General features: G+C 57.5%; 12 protein-coding genes and 2 pseudogenes. 6 read left to right on the plus strand and 8 right to left on the minus strand.

Features of this window, described 5'->3' with window-relative positions:
• Window positions 1-338: 338 nt before the first annotated feature.
• The gene (locus XI08_RS07770) at window positions 339-815 is read right to left on the minus strand and encodes an Lrp/AsnC family transcriptional regulator (RefSeq protein WP_271573993.1); all 477 of its coding nucleotides are present in this window, start codon (window positions 813-815) and stop codon (window positions 339-341) included.
• 531 nt (window positions 816-1,346) lie between these two features.
• On the opposite strand from XI08_RS07770, the gene XI08_RS07775 reads away from it, so the two are divergent.
• On the plus strand, window positions 1,347-2,708 hold the full coding sequence (locus XI08_RS07775) for an alpha,alpha-trehalose-phosphate synthase (UDP-forming) (RefSeq protein ID WP_271573994.1): 1,362 nt from the start codon (window positions 1,347-1,349) through the stop codon (window positions 2,706-2,708).
• A 160-nt stretch (window positions 2,709-2,868) separates the two neighbouring features.
• On the opposite strand, the pseudogene XI08_RS07780 reads toward XI08_RS07775, so the two are convergent.
• The 5 genes and pseudogenes from XI08_RS07780 to XI08_RS07800 form a co-directional block, all read right to left on the minus strand.
• A pseudogene (locus XI08_RS07780) lies at window positions 2,869-3,494 on the minus strand (NUDIX hydrolase).
• A gap of 554 nt (window positions 3,495-4,048) precedes the next feature.
• Window positions 4,049-4,246, minus strand: coding sequence for a hypothetical protein (locus tag XI08_RS07785; protein WP_271553179.1), 198 nt, complete (start codon window positions 4,244-4,246; stop codon window positions 4,049-4,051).
• A 1,361-nt stretch (window positions 4,247-5,607) separates the two neighbouring features.
• Window positions 5,608-6,159 (minus strand): hypothetical protein, encoded by a 552-nt coding sequence (locus XI08_RS07790; RefSeq protein ID WP_271573995.1) that lies wholly within the window; start codon window positions 6,157-6,159, stop codon window positions 5,608-5,610.
• Between the two features lie 581 nt (window positions 6,160-6,740).
• Complete coding sequence (locus XI08_RS07795) at window positions 6,741-7,166, minus strand: avidin/streptavidin family protein (RefSeq protein ID WP_333927147.1); 426 nt, start codon at window positions 7,164-7,166, stop codon at window positions 6,741-6,743.
• A gap of 143 nt (window positions 7,167-7,309) precedes the next feature.
• Window positions 7,310-7,621 (minus strand): hypothetical protein, encoded by a 312-nt coding sequence (locus tag XI08_RS07800; RefSeq protein ID WP_271573996.1) that lies wholly within the window; start codon window positions 7,619-7,621, stop codon window positions 7,310-7,312.
• A gap of 879 nt (window positions 7,622-8,500) precedes the next feature.
• Between XI08_RS07800 and XI08_RS07805 the strand changes: the two genes are divergently transcribed.
• From XI08_RS07805 to XI08_RS07815, 3 genes are all read left to right on the plus strand, one after another.
• The gene (locus XI08_RS07805) at window positions 8,501-8,923 is read left to right on the plus strand and encodes a hypothetical protein (protein ID WP_271573997.1); all 423 of its coding nucleotides are present in this window, start codon (window positions 8,501-8,503) and stop codon (window positions 8,921-8,923) included.
• A 136-nt stretch (window positions 8,924-9,059) separates the two neighbouring features.
• Window positions 9,060-11,183: a prolyl oligopeptidase family serine peptidase gene (locus tag XI08_RS07810; RefSeq protein ID WP_271573998.1), complete on the plus strand. Its 2,124-nt coding sequence runs from the start codon at window positions 9,060-9,062 to the stop codon at window positions 11,181-11,183.
• Between the two features lie 760 nt (window positions 11,184-11,943).
• A complete protein-coding gene (locus XI08_RS07815) occupies window positions 11,944-12,150 on the plus strand; it encodes a cold-shock protein (protein WP_271566990.1) in 207 nt (68 codons plus the stop codon).
• 467 nt (window positions 12,151-12,617) lie between these two features.
• Here the strand turns inward: XI08_RS07815 and XI08_RS07820 are convergent, their stop codons facing one another.
• On the minus strand, window positions 12,618-12,941 hold the full coding sequence (locus XI08_RS07820; protein WP_271573999.1) for a hypothetical protein: 324 nt from the start codon (window positions 12,939-12,941) through the stop codon (window positions 12,618-12,620).
• The gene (locus tag XI08_RS07825) at window positions 12,929-14,128 is read right to left on the minus strand and encodes an MFS transporter (RefSeq protein ID WP_271574000.1); all 1,200 of its coding nucleotides are present in this window, start codon (window positions 14,126-14,128) and stop codon (window positions 12,929-12,931) included. Before XI08_RS07825 ends, XI08_RS07820 begins: the two co-directional genes overlap by 13 nt.
• Before the next feature lie 713 nt (window positions 14,129-14,841).
• Between XI08_RS07825 and XI08_RS07830 the strand changes: the two genes are divergently transcribed.
• Both XI08_RS07830 and XI08_RS46180 read left to right on the plus strand, forming a co-directional pair.
• The gene (locus XI08_RS07830) at window positions 14,842-15,231 is read left to right on the plus strand and encodes a hypothetical protein (RefSeq protein WP_271574001.1); all 390 of its coding nucleotides are present in this window, start codon (window positions 14,842-14,844) and stop codon (window positions 15,229-15,231) included.
• Between the two features lie 100 nt (window positions 15,232-15,331).
• A pseudogene (locus tag XI08_RS46180) lies at window positions 15,332-15,494 on the plus strand (IS630 family transposase); the annotation flags it as partial.

Below are 15,494 nucleotides of genomic sequence, written 5' to 3' on the forward strand. Positions count from 1 at the left end.
ACGAGAACGTGATTGCGACTATAGCACCCTCTTCATCTTGATTGATGCAACGAGTAACTCAGTGGCGCCCAAATCCCGCGCTGATGGGCCTGTCTTCGACGAATTTCGACCAAGCGAATGGAGGCGCTCGCGCCGGCTGACTCAACGCGCCCCATTCTTGCTTTTGCACCTTGTCGCTAGCGATACGATGATGGCGTCCACGACATTGCCGTATGACCGGGCTCTATATGCGTCTTTTCTTGCTATGCTGATTGCGATCCCAAGAAGCCACCGGAGAGTGGAACGGTCAGGTCAACACCTCGATTGCGGGCGCGAGACGATCGCCCGCATCGGTGCAATCAATCGTCTGGGGGAAGCTCAACCGGAACAGCAAATCCAACCTTTACGCGATCCAATATGACCATGCTCTTGAAGCCTTTGATGTCGCGAGTTTCGTAGAAGAAGCGCCGCGTGAACTCCTCGTACTCCTCCATAGACCGCGCGGTAACGTACAGGACGAAGTCGGCATCGCCCGTGACGTAAAAGCCGTTGACGACGTCGATTGATGATTTGATGGCTTTTTTAAACCTATCGATGATATCGGCGCTTTCCCGCTCCAAGGTCACCAGTGCAAGCACTTGAATAGGTCGTCCGACCGCCCTCGGCGATACAACCGACACGTCGGCCTGGATGATGCCCTCCGAGCGGAGCCTCTTTAGCCGTCGTTGGCATGCGGTAGGAGAAAGCCCGGCCATCTCGCCAATCACATCTGAAGTCAGACGGTTATTCTTTTGCACGATCTCAAGAATGCGGGCATCTATCCGGTCGTACTGCATAGCCCACCTCCAGCCTGAGACGAATTTCGCCGCCAGATGACAACTCCGCGCAGGAAACCATCGAGGGTGAAAAATACGAGGAAATCTTCCGTGACAAAGGCCCAACTTGGATGGGTTTTGATCAAAATAGGGATGAGGGGCCTTGCCGTCGGCATTCTGCGGCGCGGCAGGGAGCCGAAGGCGCAAAGCCGGCCTATCGGATGAGATCCGGACCTTCGTTTTCGACAAAGATGTGAACCAAAGCGGAGCCGAAACGCAACCGAGCCTTTTGTGCGTCGCCGCCTAAGACGACAACGCTCTGCGTGCACTCATCAAGTCGATGAAGCCAAACGTGGTCTTGCCTTAATCCGACATCTCGTCGCCTCATCCGCCACGACCGCCTCGAAGTCCTGGATGGATGCAGCAATCCGACCATTTTGCTCGACCGGTCCGCTTCTCGAAAGTTAGACCTGCCATCCTGGCGTGGTGGAGACATCTCGGGGCTGATCTGCGACTGCATCAAACGCAAACATCGTCAAACGGAGTTACGTGATGGTTCGAATCCATGACACGCTCGACACCGCAACGTTGGATTCCAGCAGTACATCAGGCGCGACCCAGCAAGATGAAACCATAGGCCATGCGGCCTTTGACCAGCACCTGGACGAGGGACCGCAAGAGCAACAAGCTAGTGCACGTCCTTCCGATCCTAGTGTATCGGACGAGGTGGAGGATCGTCTTGATGCCGTCAACCAGCAACCCGATTTGAAGCTTGTCGTCATTTCGAACCGCGTTGCACCCTTCGACCCCAATAAACCCCAGACCGGCGGCCTCGCCGCGGCCCTCGAGCCGGTGGTGGAACGTTCCGGCGCGGTTTGGATAGGCTCTTCGGAGACCCGCGGCGACGGGATCGATCGGCCCCTGCCACTGGTGCCGACTGGTGCAGGCCACGTCGCCAGGCTCGATCTGCCGGCCGCGGACCATCCTGGCTACTATCGGGGTTATTCGAATTCAACGCTGTGGCCAGCATTGCACTCCCTGCCGGACCGGATGTCGGGCTCGGACGAGGATTATGGCAGCTATCGAGGGATCAACGACTTCATCGCGCGCGCGGCTTTCGACGTACGAGATCGGGACGCATTCTGGGTGCATGATTATCATCTGCTCCCGCTTGGGGCCGATCTGCATGACCTGGGCATTGAGCGGCCAACCGGCTTTTTCCTCCATACGCCGTGGCCCACACCCGACATGATAGAGTGCGTACCCAACCATCGCGAACTGATGAAATCGATGCTGAAGTACGATCTCCTCGGCTTTCAGACGAACCGGGATCTGAACAATTTCCTGGCCTGCCCGCGAACCCATTTCGCGCTGGAGGGCAAGGATGGCATTGTGACCACAGAACGTGGCCAGACGCGACTTCAAAAGTTCCCAATCGGCATCGATCCCGAGCAGTTCGCAGAGTATCTTGCGCAAGACCTCTCTCCCGCAGAGCAAGAAAAAGTCTCGTCACTATTGCAAAACTTCCAAGGCGCCAAGTTTGCCATCGGCGTAGACCGGCTCGACTACACGAAAGGGATCGATAAACGGGTCGAAGCGTTCAATCAGCTTTTAACGAAGCAGCCGCAGAGCATCTCGCTGTTGCAGATCGCCCCGTCCTCACGCGCCGACGTCGAAGAGTACCAAAAATATAGAGACGACGTGCAGACCGCTATCAACCAGGTCAATACCGAGCTTGGCACAGACGAGTGGAGCCCGATCCACTACAAGAACGATTCGTTCAGCCAGGCTGCGCTCGCACCTCTCTACCGCGCTGCGCATGTCGGCGTCGTGACACCGTTGCGCGACGGCATGAATCTGGTAGCGAAAGAATATGTTGCTGCACACACGATGAACGCCGGCGCAACGGAGTAGGTGAGATCAGTCAACTCTTGCGCGACGCTGCGAGCAGCGCCCTCATCGCCCCGGGCATTCGCCACATTCTCAACGGCTCGGTTGCGGCAAGCTCTAGGGCGGACACTGTGCGCGGCACGATCGGAGATCCGCCATGCCAAGTGTCAGCGCAAAGTGCCGTTTACTCCCAGGCGAAGATCGGTTGTTCCAAATCGCTAACGCGGGTGGCGCGCCCAGCCAGAATCTCGCGGAACTGACAGATTAGGGCCGCTGTCGGGCGTAGATCAGGCTCCCCCGATGATGAAAGGGGATCACGCGCCGCTCGCTTTCGGGAATGGTGACGAAGTCGAAGGCGTCCTCACGTTCGATTGTATGAAGCGCAATGTGGAAGACGGAGGCGACCTCATGCGGGTTCGGCGCCATAGCGGCGCTATCAGCAACCCATACGACAACGGGCGTGATCAGATAGCCGGAGCGTGTCGGATAATCGTCGAGCATGCCGAGCACTGCATCACCCGCAAGCCCCAACCCGAGCTCCTCCTCAAGTTCTCGCCGTGCCGCCTCGACCGGCGTCTCGCCTTCGTCGCAGCGTCCGCCGGGCAGAGCTCACTGGCCGCGATGCGAGCGCAATCTTGACGCGCGCAATGTGAGGAGAAAGGCGATGTCGTGGCCCTCGCCAGAGGCGGTCAGCACGATTGCCACCGCTGTACGCGTGAGTCGGTCCGGTCCTGCACTCTGCGGCAGGCGCCTGAAGCTCGCGCACGCCGCCGCGATATTCCGTCTGGTAACATCGTCGAACGATTTCATATTGCACTGCGCTTTCCAATCAAGAGCGCAAATTCGATATCTTTTGTTCTTGCCGAGAGACGGCGAACCGCGTCGTGAGCGCGCTGAAAACAAACGATTTCTCGCATGACCGTCAGGAATAGTGCAGCGAATTTGAATGGTAAGCCTGAGCAGCGGCTGCGACTCTCGCTTCATCGGTGCATCGACGGACCTTTCACACGCAATCACGGTCTTGTCTTGCGTTGCGCTAAGTGACGCGGACCTAGTCCGCAATCGCTGCTCAGCGTAGGACTCCGCGGCGTGCTCATCGCCTTCGACTTTGCGTACCGCTCTCGCAATATACTGAGCCGTCGGGCGACGGCATTTTCGCTTCTCTCGAGTAGAATGGAAATCCGCTTTGCGGTTTCACGATTCGAAGCGAGCTTGAGAAGGCGTTTGTCGTCTTCTTTGCTCCATGGTCGGGATCGGTTCCTGAGCATACTTCAGTCAAATAGCTATCTGTGGAACCAGCTTTGCCAACCGGGGGCAGCGCTCTTAAGGCGAAACTTTCTGGATTACCACGACATCAAACATCCTCACGCCGAACCGTGTGTTTCGTGTGGGATTGCCTTGTACTCGTCGTTGGCGTAGGCGATCGCATCGTGAGCAACGCGTTGGAATCGGCGGATTGCATCGACCCCTTCTGCTATCGGCATGATGCTGAAGCACTCGGTACCGTTGTCCCGAATCTTATGAAGAGGCGATCCGTTTTTTAGCTTATAGAAGAAGTCCATAGGCGGATTTCGTGCGTTTCGAGGTGAGATTCTGGCGCCTGTTCCAAGCCAGGAATGTCTCGCAGCCAGGCTTTGTTGGTCTTCCGTGGTATCGTTCGCCCTAAATTGCGCCGTTCGAGATGTTCGTCACCTCCTGCTGTGAGCTGCAGGCCTGGTGGCGATCACCATCCCGAAGCTTTCGCACTCCTCCCAAAGAAGGGCGCCACGTCCCTGTGATGGCCAAGATCACAAGCGGACGGCCCGCAGCAGACCGGGCAAATCGAACACTTCTGGATGGACCCCTCGAGCCTGGCTAGGCTCGCGCTGATGTGATCGACTATCATTCGTTTGCCTTAGCGGTTGGCGGATCCTTTTGTAAACGCGAGCCAGCTAGATTAGCGGTCTCCGACGCGCCAATCCGCGCCGTGAAGGCGCGTCATCTCGCGATGAGCGCGTTTGATAAAGGCGCGCTCGAACCAAAGGCCAGCACCGAATGACGCGGCGAGCGCGAGGATGCAGGCGAAATAAGTATTCAGGAAATCCCAGCTAGCGCTGCCGGCTGTGACTGCGAGGAAAGTTCCTACCATGACAGTATTGCGAATGCTTCTGACCATGTTGGTCCTGTGTAATTAGCAGGCCCAACTTTAGCATTACAGTCACGGCGATTATCGGCGCAAAGCAGCTGTCTCCTGCCGTCTTTCTGTTCAATCGGCTTTATGGTGAGCGAAGGTCCACTTGCGAACAGGTGGTCAGGTGGCAGGAAGTTGCGCCGACGAGCAGTATGCGCCCCGACCCGTGATAGTTACGCGCGCATGCCGCTTGTCTCGGGACCGACGTAAATTCAGCAGGAGGTGTGACTAGGAACTGTTCTCGGTTGGGACAGACGCACTCAAAGTAGGGCATTTGCCCGCTCCGAACGTTTACAGCGGCGCAAGAGCAGAGCGCATGGCGTGATCGTATCCATTTCCATAATGACCGCCATAGTGGCTTTAGCCGTCTTCAGGGCCATGCCAGCGAAACTCCGAGGCATAGCACGAGTCCGCATGATCATAGCCACGGTCTGCGATGGCGGACGTTAGTTGTTGGTTTCTGCATGGGACGGCTGGCTCGGCGGCACTGCCTGTTCTGGTCTCTCGAGCCCCCGAGCCATCGGACGGATTACTCTACGTGCTTCCGTTCAGGCGAGTTTCAATGATTGGCCGTCTTGTCTTCAGTGATTGCGGCTCCGTTGGTCATGTCAACAAGCCACCTCAATTGCGTCAACCGCACCTTGCAGTTATCGACTGCAAGCAGCGTCATGCCGACGCCTCGCGCAAGGCGCGGACAGAGCTGGCACGCGCAGCGTCGCGAGGATGGCGGGAGGTGATGGGGCAGGAGCTTTTTCAGTCTTGCGTCAGCCCGAAGTCGCTCGCCAGGAACTGATCTTGTGTCCACTGCCTCAGCGCATCATCGTTGAGTGTCGAGTTGATTAGGGCATTCCACTTGTTACCTGCCTCTTTCCATTTCGTTTTCCGGTCCGGAAGGTCCCGCAGTAGCCGGAATGCGCTCGTTGCAATCTTGCTTGCCTCTTTACCTTCAGCAGCCTCGCGGATCACGTCCTTGAACATCTGCTCCGGAAAAATCCAGCCGGCGCTCGTGAAGCGGTCGGCAAACAGGTATTCGAATGAGGCCCGAAACGTGACGGCAGCTAAAGCATCCTCGTGTTCCGTGCCTGCACTACGCACGTCAAACCATTGCAGCAGCCTTCGAACAGCGGCAGCGGGAGCAACCTGGCGATCACCGAGGGTCAGAGATACGAACATGTACGCGATGTCCGATTGAAGTTCTTTGTCCAGGGACACATACCAATCTTTGATCGCCTGAATAGGTGACATGAAAATGATCTCGAGAAAGCCTAGGAGATAGCGGGTGCGCGATGTCGTATTCTTGTTCACGTACTACCACGGCTCTCAATGCAGCTTGCATGGTCTCGTGAGATCCGTGCCTGACGCACCGCTCCGTCTTTGCTGTGCTGCATCGATGGTGGTGTCTCCGCAACCCGATCGCGCCTCGTTTGTCGCTGCAAAGCAACAGGCTCTGAACAGAAAAGATGAAGGCGGGAAAGAGGTGGTATGTCCGACGGATGAAAACATTTCGAGCGGTTGTCCTCCGAGGGCGAAATCTTCTGACGATAGGTCTAATTTGCGCCACCGAGGACGACGCCAAGGCACGCGCTGAGGATCTCCCCGAAGACGACCCTGTAGAGCTCTGAGATAGCCAGCGCAGAGTAGCGCGCTTCGAACCGAAGCATTAGCCAAGTGTCTGCAACCGTCGCCACGGAATCGCCGAAAGCTATTGCTCGGGAACTGGATCGGTAAAGGCGCTGGTCGGCCTGCCGCTCCAGCTCTTCTAGGAGGCCGGAGAATAGGCCGAAATCCGGGCGCCGGCGCGGCTCAGCAAGTCGCGCCATTTGGGATGCAAACCTCGCGAGAGCGATTTTGAAATCTAAGTAGCTGCATTGCGAGAAGATCGAAAACTACCATATACGCGTGAATATATCCGCGCCCTTTAGCCTGCTAAGCTTACCTTTCTTATCAACATAGAGCAGCGTCCAAGACGTTGGGATCTGAGACCCCTTAATTTTTCCAACCCAGCGGGTAAAGGAATTGCACTGGGAAAAAGTAACAACAAAATACAAGCCGGTCGGGCTAAGGGATCCCGATGCAGGATACGGGATGCCCTGGCACGCAAATCCTTGAGCATGGTTTGTGAAAATCCCTTGTATTGTCCCGCTATTGGCGGACCAAATATACAGTTCCGAACCTCGTTCATTTTTCCAGTATGAGGGAGCAGGAAGCCCTTGGGCCATGGCCTCAGCGGAAAACAACAGGGATTGGACGAGCAGCAAAAGTCCCAGAAGTCTCTTCATATCGAAGCCCCAAAAGAGTCGCTTAAAGATCATGTAATTGTGTACAACTTGAGGTGACGTTCGCGGCTCTTATCTCGCATTCGTCAACGGAATCCGGCGCCTATCCGCCAAGTCGCGTTGGATTGCGGCGCCTCGCACCCTCTCTTGCCCCGATGCCGTTACCCGCGCATCAATTCCTAGCTGACCGCGCGCCGAGACCGCTGCTCGGTTATCTTGCTGGCATCTGCGCAACTATCTTTGCGATCGGCGCTGGAGAATTGCTTTGCCACGCGCTTCTCGATGAGAAACCGCTCGCGGGCGTATGCTGTTGAAGTAGGTCGAGCACGCGTCGAGGGCGAGCAAGTTGTCATTCCAGAGACCATCTGCGTGGTCTGAATGAATTTGCGTCCGGACGAGCTTTTTCGCACGGCAACCCAAGCGGTCGAATTGCCATTTTGCGTGTAGAACCGGTGCTGCTCGTTCTCGATATCGCGGACAACGTTTTCCACCTTGTCCCCGCCATCTTTCCTCCTTCGGGCTTGGGGCCGCCGACCTCCATGATGTGCTCATGCCGCTCATCCGGTTAGACGCAATCAATGCGGTAGGTGGTCATGGTCTTACTTTCCATTCAATTTTTGAGCGCACAAGGATCGTGCTCTTCCGGTGATAAGACCTATATCGCTACGGTCCGGAGCAAGCACAATTGTTTACCTTGCGCGGCGCCCTTGCGCATGCGCCGCGCACTTCCGGAAAACCGCTATTGCGGCGAGAATCAACAACATTGAGAGCCGATGCTGTTGTTTTTTTCGTCATGAGAAATCGTCCTACCGGGATCGGGTCGACAATCTCGCACAATGCAGTCCCTCCAGCGGCCCCATCGGCTCGGGCGAGAAGGATAGGTAAGAGATCATTCAATGTCGCTCCCGGCCCCGGGTGCAGCTGCAACGTCTTCATCGAGCGGCTGTGGCGGTCGCTCAAGCATGAGGACATCTCAAGGGCTATGCCGACGGCCGCGAGGCCAAGGCAGGGTCGCGAGCTGGATCGCCTTCTACAACGATCGTCGCCTTCATCAGGCGCACGGCTATCGCACGCCGATGGCGGTTTGGCGCGAACGGATGCAGGCCGCGAGGGCTGTGGACATGGTGGACAACGCTGACGCGTTGACCACATGCCCACAGCAACTGCAGCAGACAGAGACTCTGGCAGCGTGATAGAAAGGGATCAGGAGCGGTCAGTTTCCAACTAATAAACCCGTTCAAGCGGTCTCGCTCCGCGGGTCCATTTCAGTCAGATTGTTATCAAACGGGATGCGCAGCATTGATCCGAGCTCTTGTCATGCCGGAATTAACTGCGGCCGGCGCCAACGTTGCGGCGCCCGCCGGGCCCGATTGGACATCACGCTGGCCTGGACGATGGAACTCATCACCGAGAAGAGTCTGGATGCAAGCCGCCCCATGGTCGATAAGGACTTGCCAAGACTATATCCGTCAGCCGACGGCATGATGCACGATGAGTGCATGCTTGATATGGGCGGCACGGCGTTCAAGTGGGCAAAAGGCGGTTCGGGAGGTGCCAGATACGGCACAACTTCACCGTACCGTCTAGTGGCGATGAAGTCGGTGCGTAATTTTTCGAGCTTCGCACCACCGGCCTTTCGCGTTGCAGAACCGCATCTCAAAAGCTTCTGCAAGTGGCGTCGACACCAGCGAGCTTTTGGTCCTTCCCCACGCTGTCGGTGTCTGCTTGGCAACCAGTGTCGGAAAGCGGACATGGTGCTGCAGCCGGAGCTGCTGAAACTTGCGGCTCTTTAGCCGGCACGCTGTTTGCAGTGAGTGGTCCACAACATGGCGCAAGCTGGGCTATGTCATACGTTGCATGCCTTCCGCCGCTTCTGCTTGACGCGCCAGGCGTGCGAGCGTGGCCCGCGGATCCATCGGGAGAAAGTCCATGAACACATCACCACTCTCCTCCGCAGTGTTGCCTTCGATTGCCAGCGCCACGGCGGCGCTTTCACAGGAGCGAACGACCTTGGCATCGACGAATGATCCATTCCTCTGGCTCGAGGACATCGAAGGACAAGGCGCATTGGCTTGGGCTCGCGCCGAGAACGGGAAGACGCTCGGGGTGCTGCAGTCAGATCCTCGCTATCAGCGCTTCTACGAACAGGCGCTCTCCATCCTGCAGGCCAAGGATCGGATCGCATATGTTTCATTAGGGCGGCGCGGTTTGGAGAATTTCTGGCAAGACGAGAACCAGGTGCGCGGCGTCTGGCGGCGCACCACGCTCGAGAGCTATCGTAGCCAAGACCCACAGTGGGAGACCATCCTCGACGTGGACGCCTTGGCCGTCACCGAGAACAGGAATTGGATTTTTCAAGGTGGCAGCTGCCTTCCGCCTGAAGGGCGCCTCTGCCTGATTAGTCTTTCCGATGGCGGCAAGGATGCCGCGTCCATACGAGAGTTCGACTGCGATGCCAAGACCTTCGTTGCGGACGGCTTTTATCTCCCAGAGGGCAAGCAGCACGTCAGCTGGGTCGATGGTGACACGCTCCTTGTTGCACGGGACTGGGGCGAGGGGACTTTGACACAAGCCGGCTACCCCTTTGTCGTGAAGGAGCTCAAACGCGCGCAGCCGCTCAGTGAGGCTCGCGAGATCTTTCGTGGCGAGCCCACCGACGTTGACACGCAGCCCTTCGTGCTTTGTGACAGCGAGGGCCATATTCATGCGACCGGCGCGATCCGCGTGATCAGCTCTTTCGAGTCCGAGTATCTGATCTTCCGCCCCAATGGACCCGTCAAGCTCAATCTGCCGAAGAAGGCCGCGATGATCGGACTAGTGGGTGATCGCCTGCTTGTGAAGCTTGATGAAGAATGGACGCCGCCCGGCGATATCAGCTTCGCCGCCGGATCGCTAATTTCGTATGACCTGGCCGAATGGAAACAGGATCCGCGGCGGGCCAAAGCCTCACTTGTCTTCCAACCAGGGCCCCGCCAGGCCCTGAGCGGGGTAGGCGCCACAAAGAATTTGTTGATCATGACGATCCTCGAGAACGTTCAGAGCAGAGCGTTCGTTTATAAGTACGATCAGGGAGCTTGGTCGGCGACGCCGATCCCGCTGCCGGAACATACAAATGTCAGCCTGTCAGCCGCCTCCGATGAAGCGGACCAGGCCATGTTCGCTGTCTCGAGCTATCTCAGACCAACGTCAGTCTGGTATTTTGATGCCGAAAGCAAAAACCTTGAGGAATTGAAGAAGACACCTTCTGCCTTCGATGCGTCCAACCATGTCGTGGAGCAGCTCGAAGCCACTTCGCGTGATGGCACGTCAATTCCCTATTTTCTGGTGCGGCCGAAGAACGCAAGGTTTGACGGCACAATCCCAACACTTCTCTATGGCTATGGCGGGTTCCAGATTCCGCTTTTGCCCTCTTATCTGGGACCGGTGGGGCGGCTATGGCTCGAACAGGGCAATGCCTGGGTCGTTGCGAACCTGCGCGGGGGCGGCGAGTTTGGCCCACAATGGCATCAAGCGGCCCAGGCAGCAACGAAGCAGACGACGTGGGATGATTTCATTGCCGTTGCCGAGGACCTGATCCGCCGGAAGATCACAAGTCCGCGCCGGCTAGGCGCGATTGGCGGCAGCCAGGGCGGCCTGCTCGTTGGCGTCGCAATCACCCAACGTCCCGAGCTCTTCAACGCGGCGATCATCCAGGTGCCGCTGTTTGACATGCTTCGATACACCCAACTGGGCGCGGGCGCGTCCTGGATCGGCGAGTACGGTGACCCCGCGATTGCCGAACAGCGTGCCTGGATCGAAGGCTACTCGCCCTACCAGAAGCTGATGGCGGGCAAGACCTATCCCGCTCCCTTAATTCTTACCTCCACCAAGGACGACCGCGTGCATCCAGCGCACGGCCGCAAGGCCGCCGCGAAGCTCGCCGCGCTGGGCCAGCCTTACTTCTATTACGAGAACATCGACGGGGGACACAGCGCCGCAGCCAATCTCATGGAATATGCGCGTCAACTGGCCCTTGAATACACCTATGCATCGAAGCGGCTCTGTTCTGAGTAAATTCGGTGGACGGGCTGATCGAAGCAGATAAAATTGAGACCATTGGTTATCTCAACGTCTTCACGTTGCTCAGCTGAATCCATCGAACCCAAGGCGAGAGAGCTGACGAGCCGCCGGCGGGCGCGATGTAAGATGCGTAAGCTAACCGGTCTGAACAGCCTCCACCGGTGGCGAGCGGGTTTCCTGGCAACTTCCCAAACACAACATGACGAGCGGGCGGCAAGTTGCCAGATGCGCTTCCTTGAGGATTGTCTCGGCAGACCCCTGTTCATCCGACATGGCCCGGCGTGCGGCTGACATCCAAAAGCGAACAGCTAAAGCGCAGGCCTGCGACTGTCTTCGTGCTTGAGAAAGCATGTCACGTAGCTTCAATGCAGGCATGGCGGGGATTGATAATCCTGCTCCAGGCCGCGCGAAGGAGTTCACGGCCGCCCTGTTGTTCAACGTCGATCAATCCTATCCGCTCTAGCTCGGCTCCGGATGAGCGCGGCGTGTTCGAGGCTCTGCAACTCTTCTGTAAGCCGAAGCGAGCGACGAGTGAAACGAAGGTCAAAACGTCATCCAGATCCCGAAGCCTTGAAGCGAAGTGTCGTCGACGTGAGGGCGTTTTCTGTCATTTGCAATGCGGCGGCAGCTAGAGCTACGCGACAAAAAAAAAGAGCGGGTGACCAGCGCACCGACGCCGGGCGTCTCTTTCCACCCACTTGATGGCCGGCAGACTCTTCGCTAGATCACAACGGTTCACTATGGAGATGCCGCCGTGGCAATGGGTATTGTGAAGTGGTTCAATTCGACCAAAGGTTATGGGTTCATCAGGCCTGAGGACGGAAGTCCCGATGTCTTTGTGCACATCAGTGCCGTCGAAAAGGCCGGTTGCACCACCCTCGAAGAGGGGGCCCGGGTAAGTTATCAGCTCAAGGCCGGGCGTTCGGGCAAGATGTCAGCTGAGGATCTCCGGGTTGGCTGATCCGGTTCGCCACCGAACACGATCTCGGCAGAGCGTGTTCTCGCACCTGTCCGGCGATGCATTGTCACGGCGCGCCGGGCGTTTGGCCTTTCGACCGCCTCTTCCTGCCATGAGGCTGTCTCGCAAACCGCACAGTCCTCGGAGACGCGGCACGTGTCTTCCAGCTGCCCTTCCTGAAAGTGCTGGCCGGTCAGCCCGCCAGGCGGGCTTCCCTTGCCGAAGTCCGACGGGCCGTGGAGATCCTGATGAACAGCGGCCATGACTGGGCCGATCGCTGAAGCGGTTGGCCGACGCGCGCCGGATCTTAAAATCTTTTCGGCGAAGTCTGTCTTCCCGATGCTCTCGGCTGGGAATTACAGAAGAGGGGCGGCAATTCCTCTCTGCGCTCGAAAAGGCAGTCGCGGATCAAAGAGAGCTGTCTCGATCAATCATCGATCCCTCGTCCGGCGACGTCGCTGCGCAAGCAGTCAAGGATGCGGCAAAATCAATTGTTCCTCCCGCAGTCCCGCCGCCACATCTGCCGGGTCGTAGACCGGCTGGCTCTTGAAGGCGTCCATCTCCGCCTCCAATTGGTTGAAGCGAGCCTGCATCGCCTTGCAGCGCCGGGGCCGCCCCTTAGTTGTTTCGTACGAGCGCGGAACGCGTGCGGCTTCGATCCAAATGCTTAGCACGCTGCGGAAATGCCGTTTGAGGCTTCCGATCTCCTTCACAATCTTGTCGCGGGTGTGCGCAAGCGTTCTTAATTTTGGGACGGCAATAACTCGATCGTTGACCGATATCATCTCGGACATGCTGCAGTCGCGGCTTCTGCCGGTGCTGCATCACGCATGAAGGCAACAGCCAGCCCGATGCCGATGAGACCGATCAGGATCGATGCCGCAGCCAGAGACGCGACGCCGCTAGTCTCGACAAGGATGCCGCCGAGAAAAGCCCCAATGGCGATCCCCGCGAAGGTGGTCGAGCTGTTCATTGCCAGCACCAGCTTCGACCTATCTCCGGCCAGACCGAGAAGCCGGTGCTGGATCGGGACCAGATACATGTAGCTCACGTTACCCCAAAAGAAGGCGATGAGCACGGTGAGGGCACCATGCTGTCCGAACGCAACCAAACCTACGAGCAGGATGAGTTGTGCGCCTACAACCGCGATGAGAACTTTATACGGGCCAAAACGGTCAGTCAGAACGCCGCACGCAGCGTTTCCCGTCACGGCTCCGAAACCGTAGGCAAAGAGTGCGGCTGAGAGCAGCGGCACCCCGGCAAGCAGAGAACCGATGATGAAGACGCTCACATAGGAGTAAACGATGAACTCGGAAACGACGATGAATAGCGTCACGGAAAGGATACCGTAGATGGTCTTGGAGAGGCCTTTCGAGATTGGGCCGTCTCCGCGCTCCGGCGCCTTGGTAGCTATTCCGGACATCATCGGGGCGAAGATTATCAATGCGAGAAGCCCGGCAATGACGACGAAACCGAATGAGAAGCGCCAGCCGATAGCATCTGCGATCCAGCTTGTGGCAGGAACGCCCGCAACCTGTGAAACAGTCATGCCGCCAAAGATGAGAGACAACGCGAACCCTTTGCGGGCTGGCGGCAGGAGCTCCACGGCCAGCGCGGTAGCCGACGGGGTGAACATCGCCGCGCCGTAGGCCGAAATGACGCGGCCTGCAGCAAGGGTTAGGAAGTTCGGAGCGATCGCGCAGATCAGGTTACCGATGATGAAGATCGAAACGGACAGAATCTGAACATTATGGCCGCTCATGGCCTTGAACATCCAGGCATTCAGCGGCGCGAAGACGGCGTAGCAGAGCGCGTAAATCGAGATCAGCCAACCCGCCGCGCCGGTTGAAATCGCAAAATCACGCGAGATTACATCGAGCGCTCCAATGATGACAAACGTGTCCAGGCCGATAGCGAACGCAGCGATCGTCAGAGCAGCAATGACAAGTTTCGTTCGCGCGTCAGGAGGGGGTGAGGTCATGACGGTGCTCGTTCATGTTGTAGTGATATGTTCAAGGCAGCACGCCATGCAACTCAGGATAGAGGCTGGCGATGATCGTACCTGAGTAGCGGGGACGTGGGCCGTATAGCAGCCACGTCGTCACCACCTCACCGATTTTCTGCAGATCTCGAGCTTGTGGGATGTTCGAGCGCCGCTCTGCTGTAAGCAACCCCCGCATCATACACGCCTTCAAGGAGTTTTTTCTCGCCAACCGGCTTTGTTGTTTCGAAATTCAGCTTATTCCATGCCTTTGGTCGATATACCCCACCGTCGGCTCGGGGAGTCCCGGCGTCCGGGGCTCCTTCCGTGCGCGGCATATCTTGTGGCAAGCTCTGTGATTTCTGGCTCTTGTGGATGCGGCGTGAGCTGGAGTGCATCAAGGTAGTCCGGATCATGAAGGGTTCTCAAGACTGACACTACCTCGTCTGCGACGATTTCAGAGGGCGAGACAAATTGGACGCCGGATGAGCCCTCCAATCCGGTCCGGATCTCGTGGAGTCGATCCTCCACTTCCCTTGAGAGCTTAATCGTTCCCGCCGCATTGGCGATAAGGCCCCAGGGCTCGATGGCGCCGGAGTCATGTGTACGGTTAGCCAGGCCACGGAGCTTTCCGTCTTCTCCGCTCTCCAGCCGATGTGAAATCCATGCTTTCATAGAAGTGTTGCAGTTACGGCGAGTTCGTCGGTGAGTTGATGGCCAGCTACCCATTTCGCTACACGACGAGGCCACGATGCGGCCGCTTTTCTGCTGTCTTCCTCATTGAACACGCTACCTCGGATTGCGCGCTTCAGCTATCTTTGCCCTCGCTGACGCGATCTTATCGCTACGGTCGCGTTCGCATCATCGAGGCCATGACTAGCGTTAGCACGTTCTCACACACCAACGCACCGCTCAAAAATGGTGAGAGCATTCTGGCGGACGCCGGCAAGATCTTCTCTTTATTGAGCGCTGCCATACTGAGCACTGCTATGGACGTGGTTGCGGCTCTGGCTGTCTTGTTCAAGACGTCGGTGGTTTCAGGCGCGACAACAGGGACGCCTGCAACCAGGTGCTGCGGGAAAGTCTACATCGTTTCTTCATAAAACCGTTCAAGCGGCATTGGCTGCTTGGAGATGTGATGATACCACTTGTGACCATGATGCTCGTTCGGCACCCGATCCAAGTGTTCAGATGAACTTGCCCGCGCTGTTTGCCGCGCTCGATGTCGCTTCCGCTTTGTCATTGGCAAATGCTACAAGCGCCATCGGGCGGTCGAGTTCTTGAAGTTACTCAAAGAGATCGACGCTCAAATCCCTGAGGGGCTCGCTGTCCATATCGTCATGGACATGTGTGGACGCCCCCGTTG

It is taken from the genome of Bradyrhizobium sp. CCBAU 11361 (assembly GCF_028128935.1).
Classification (GTDB): domain Bacteria; phylum Pseudomonadota; class Alphaproteobacteria; order Rhizobiales; family Xanthobacteraceae; genus Bradyrhizobium; species Bradyrhizobium niftali.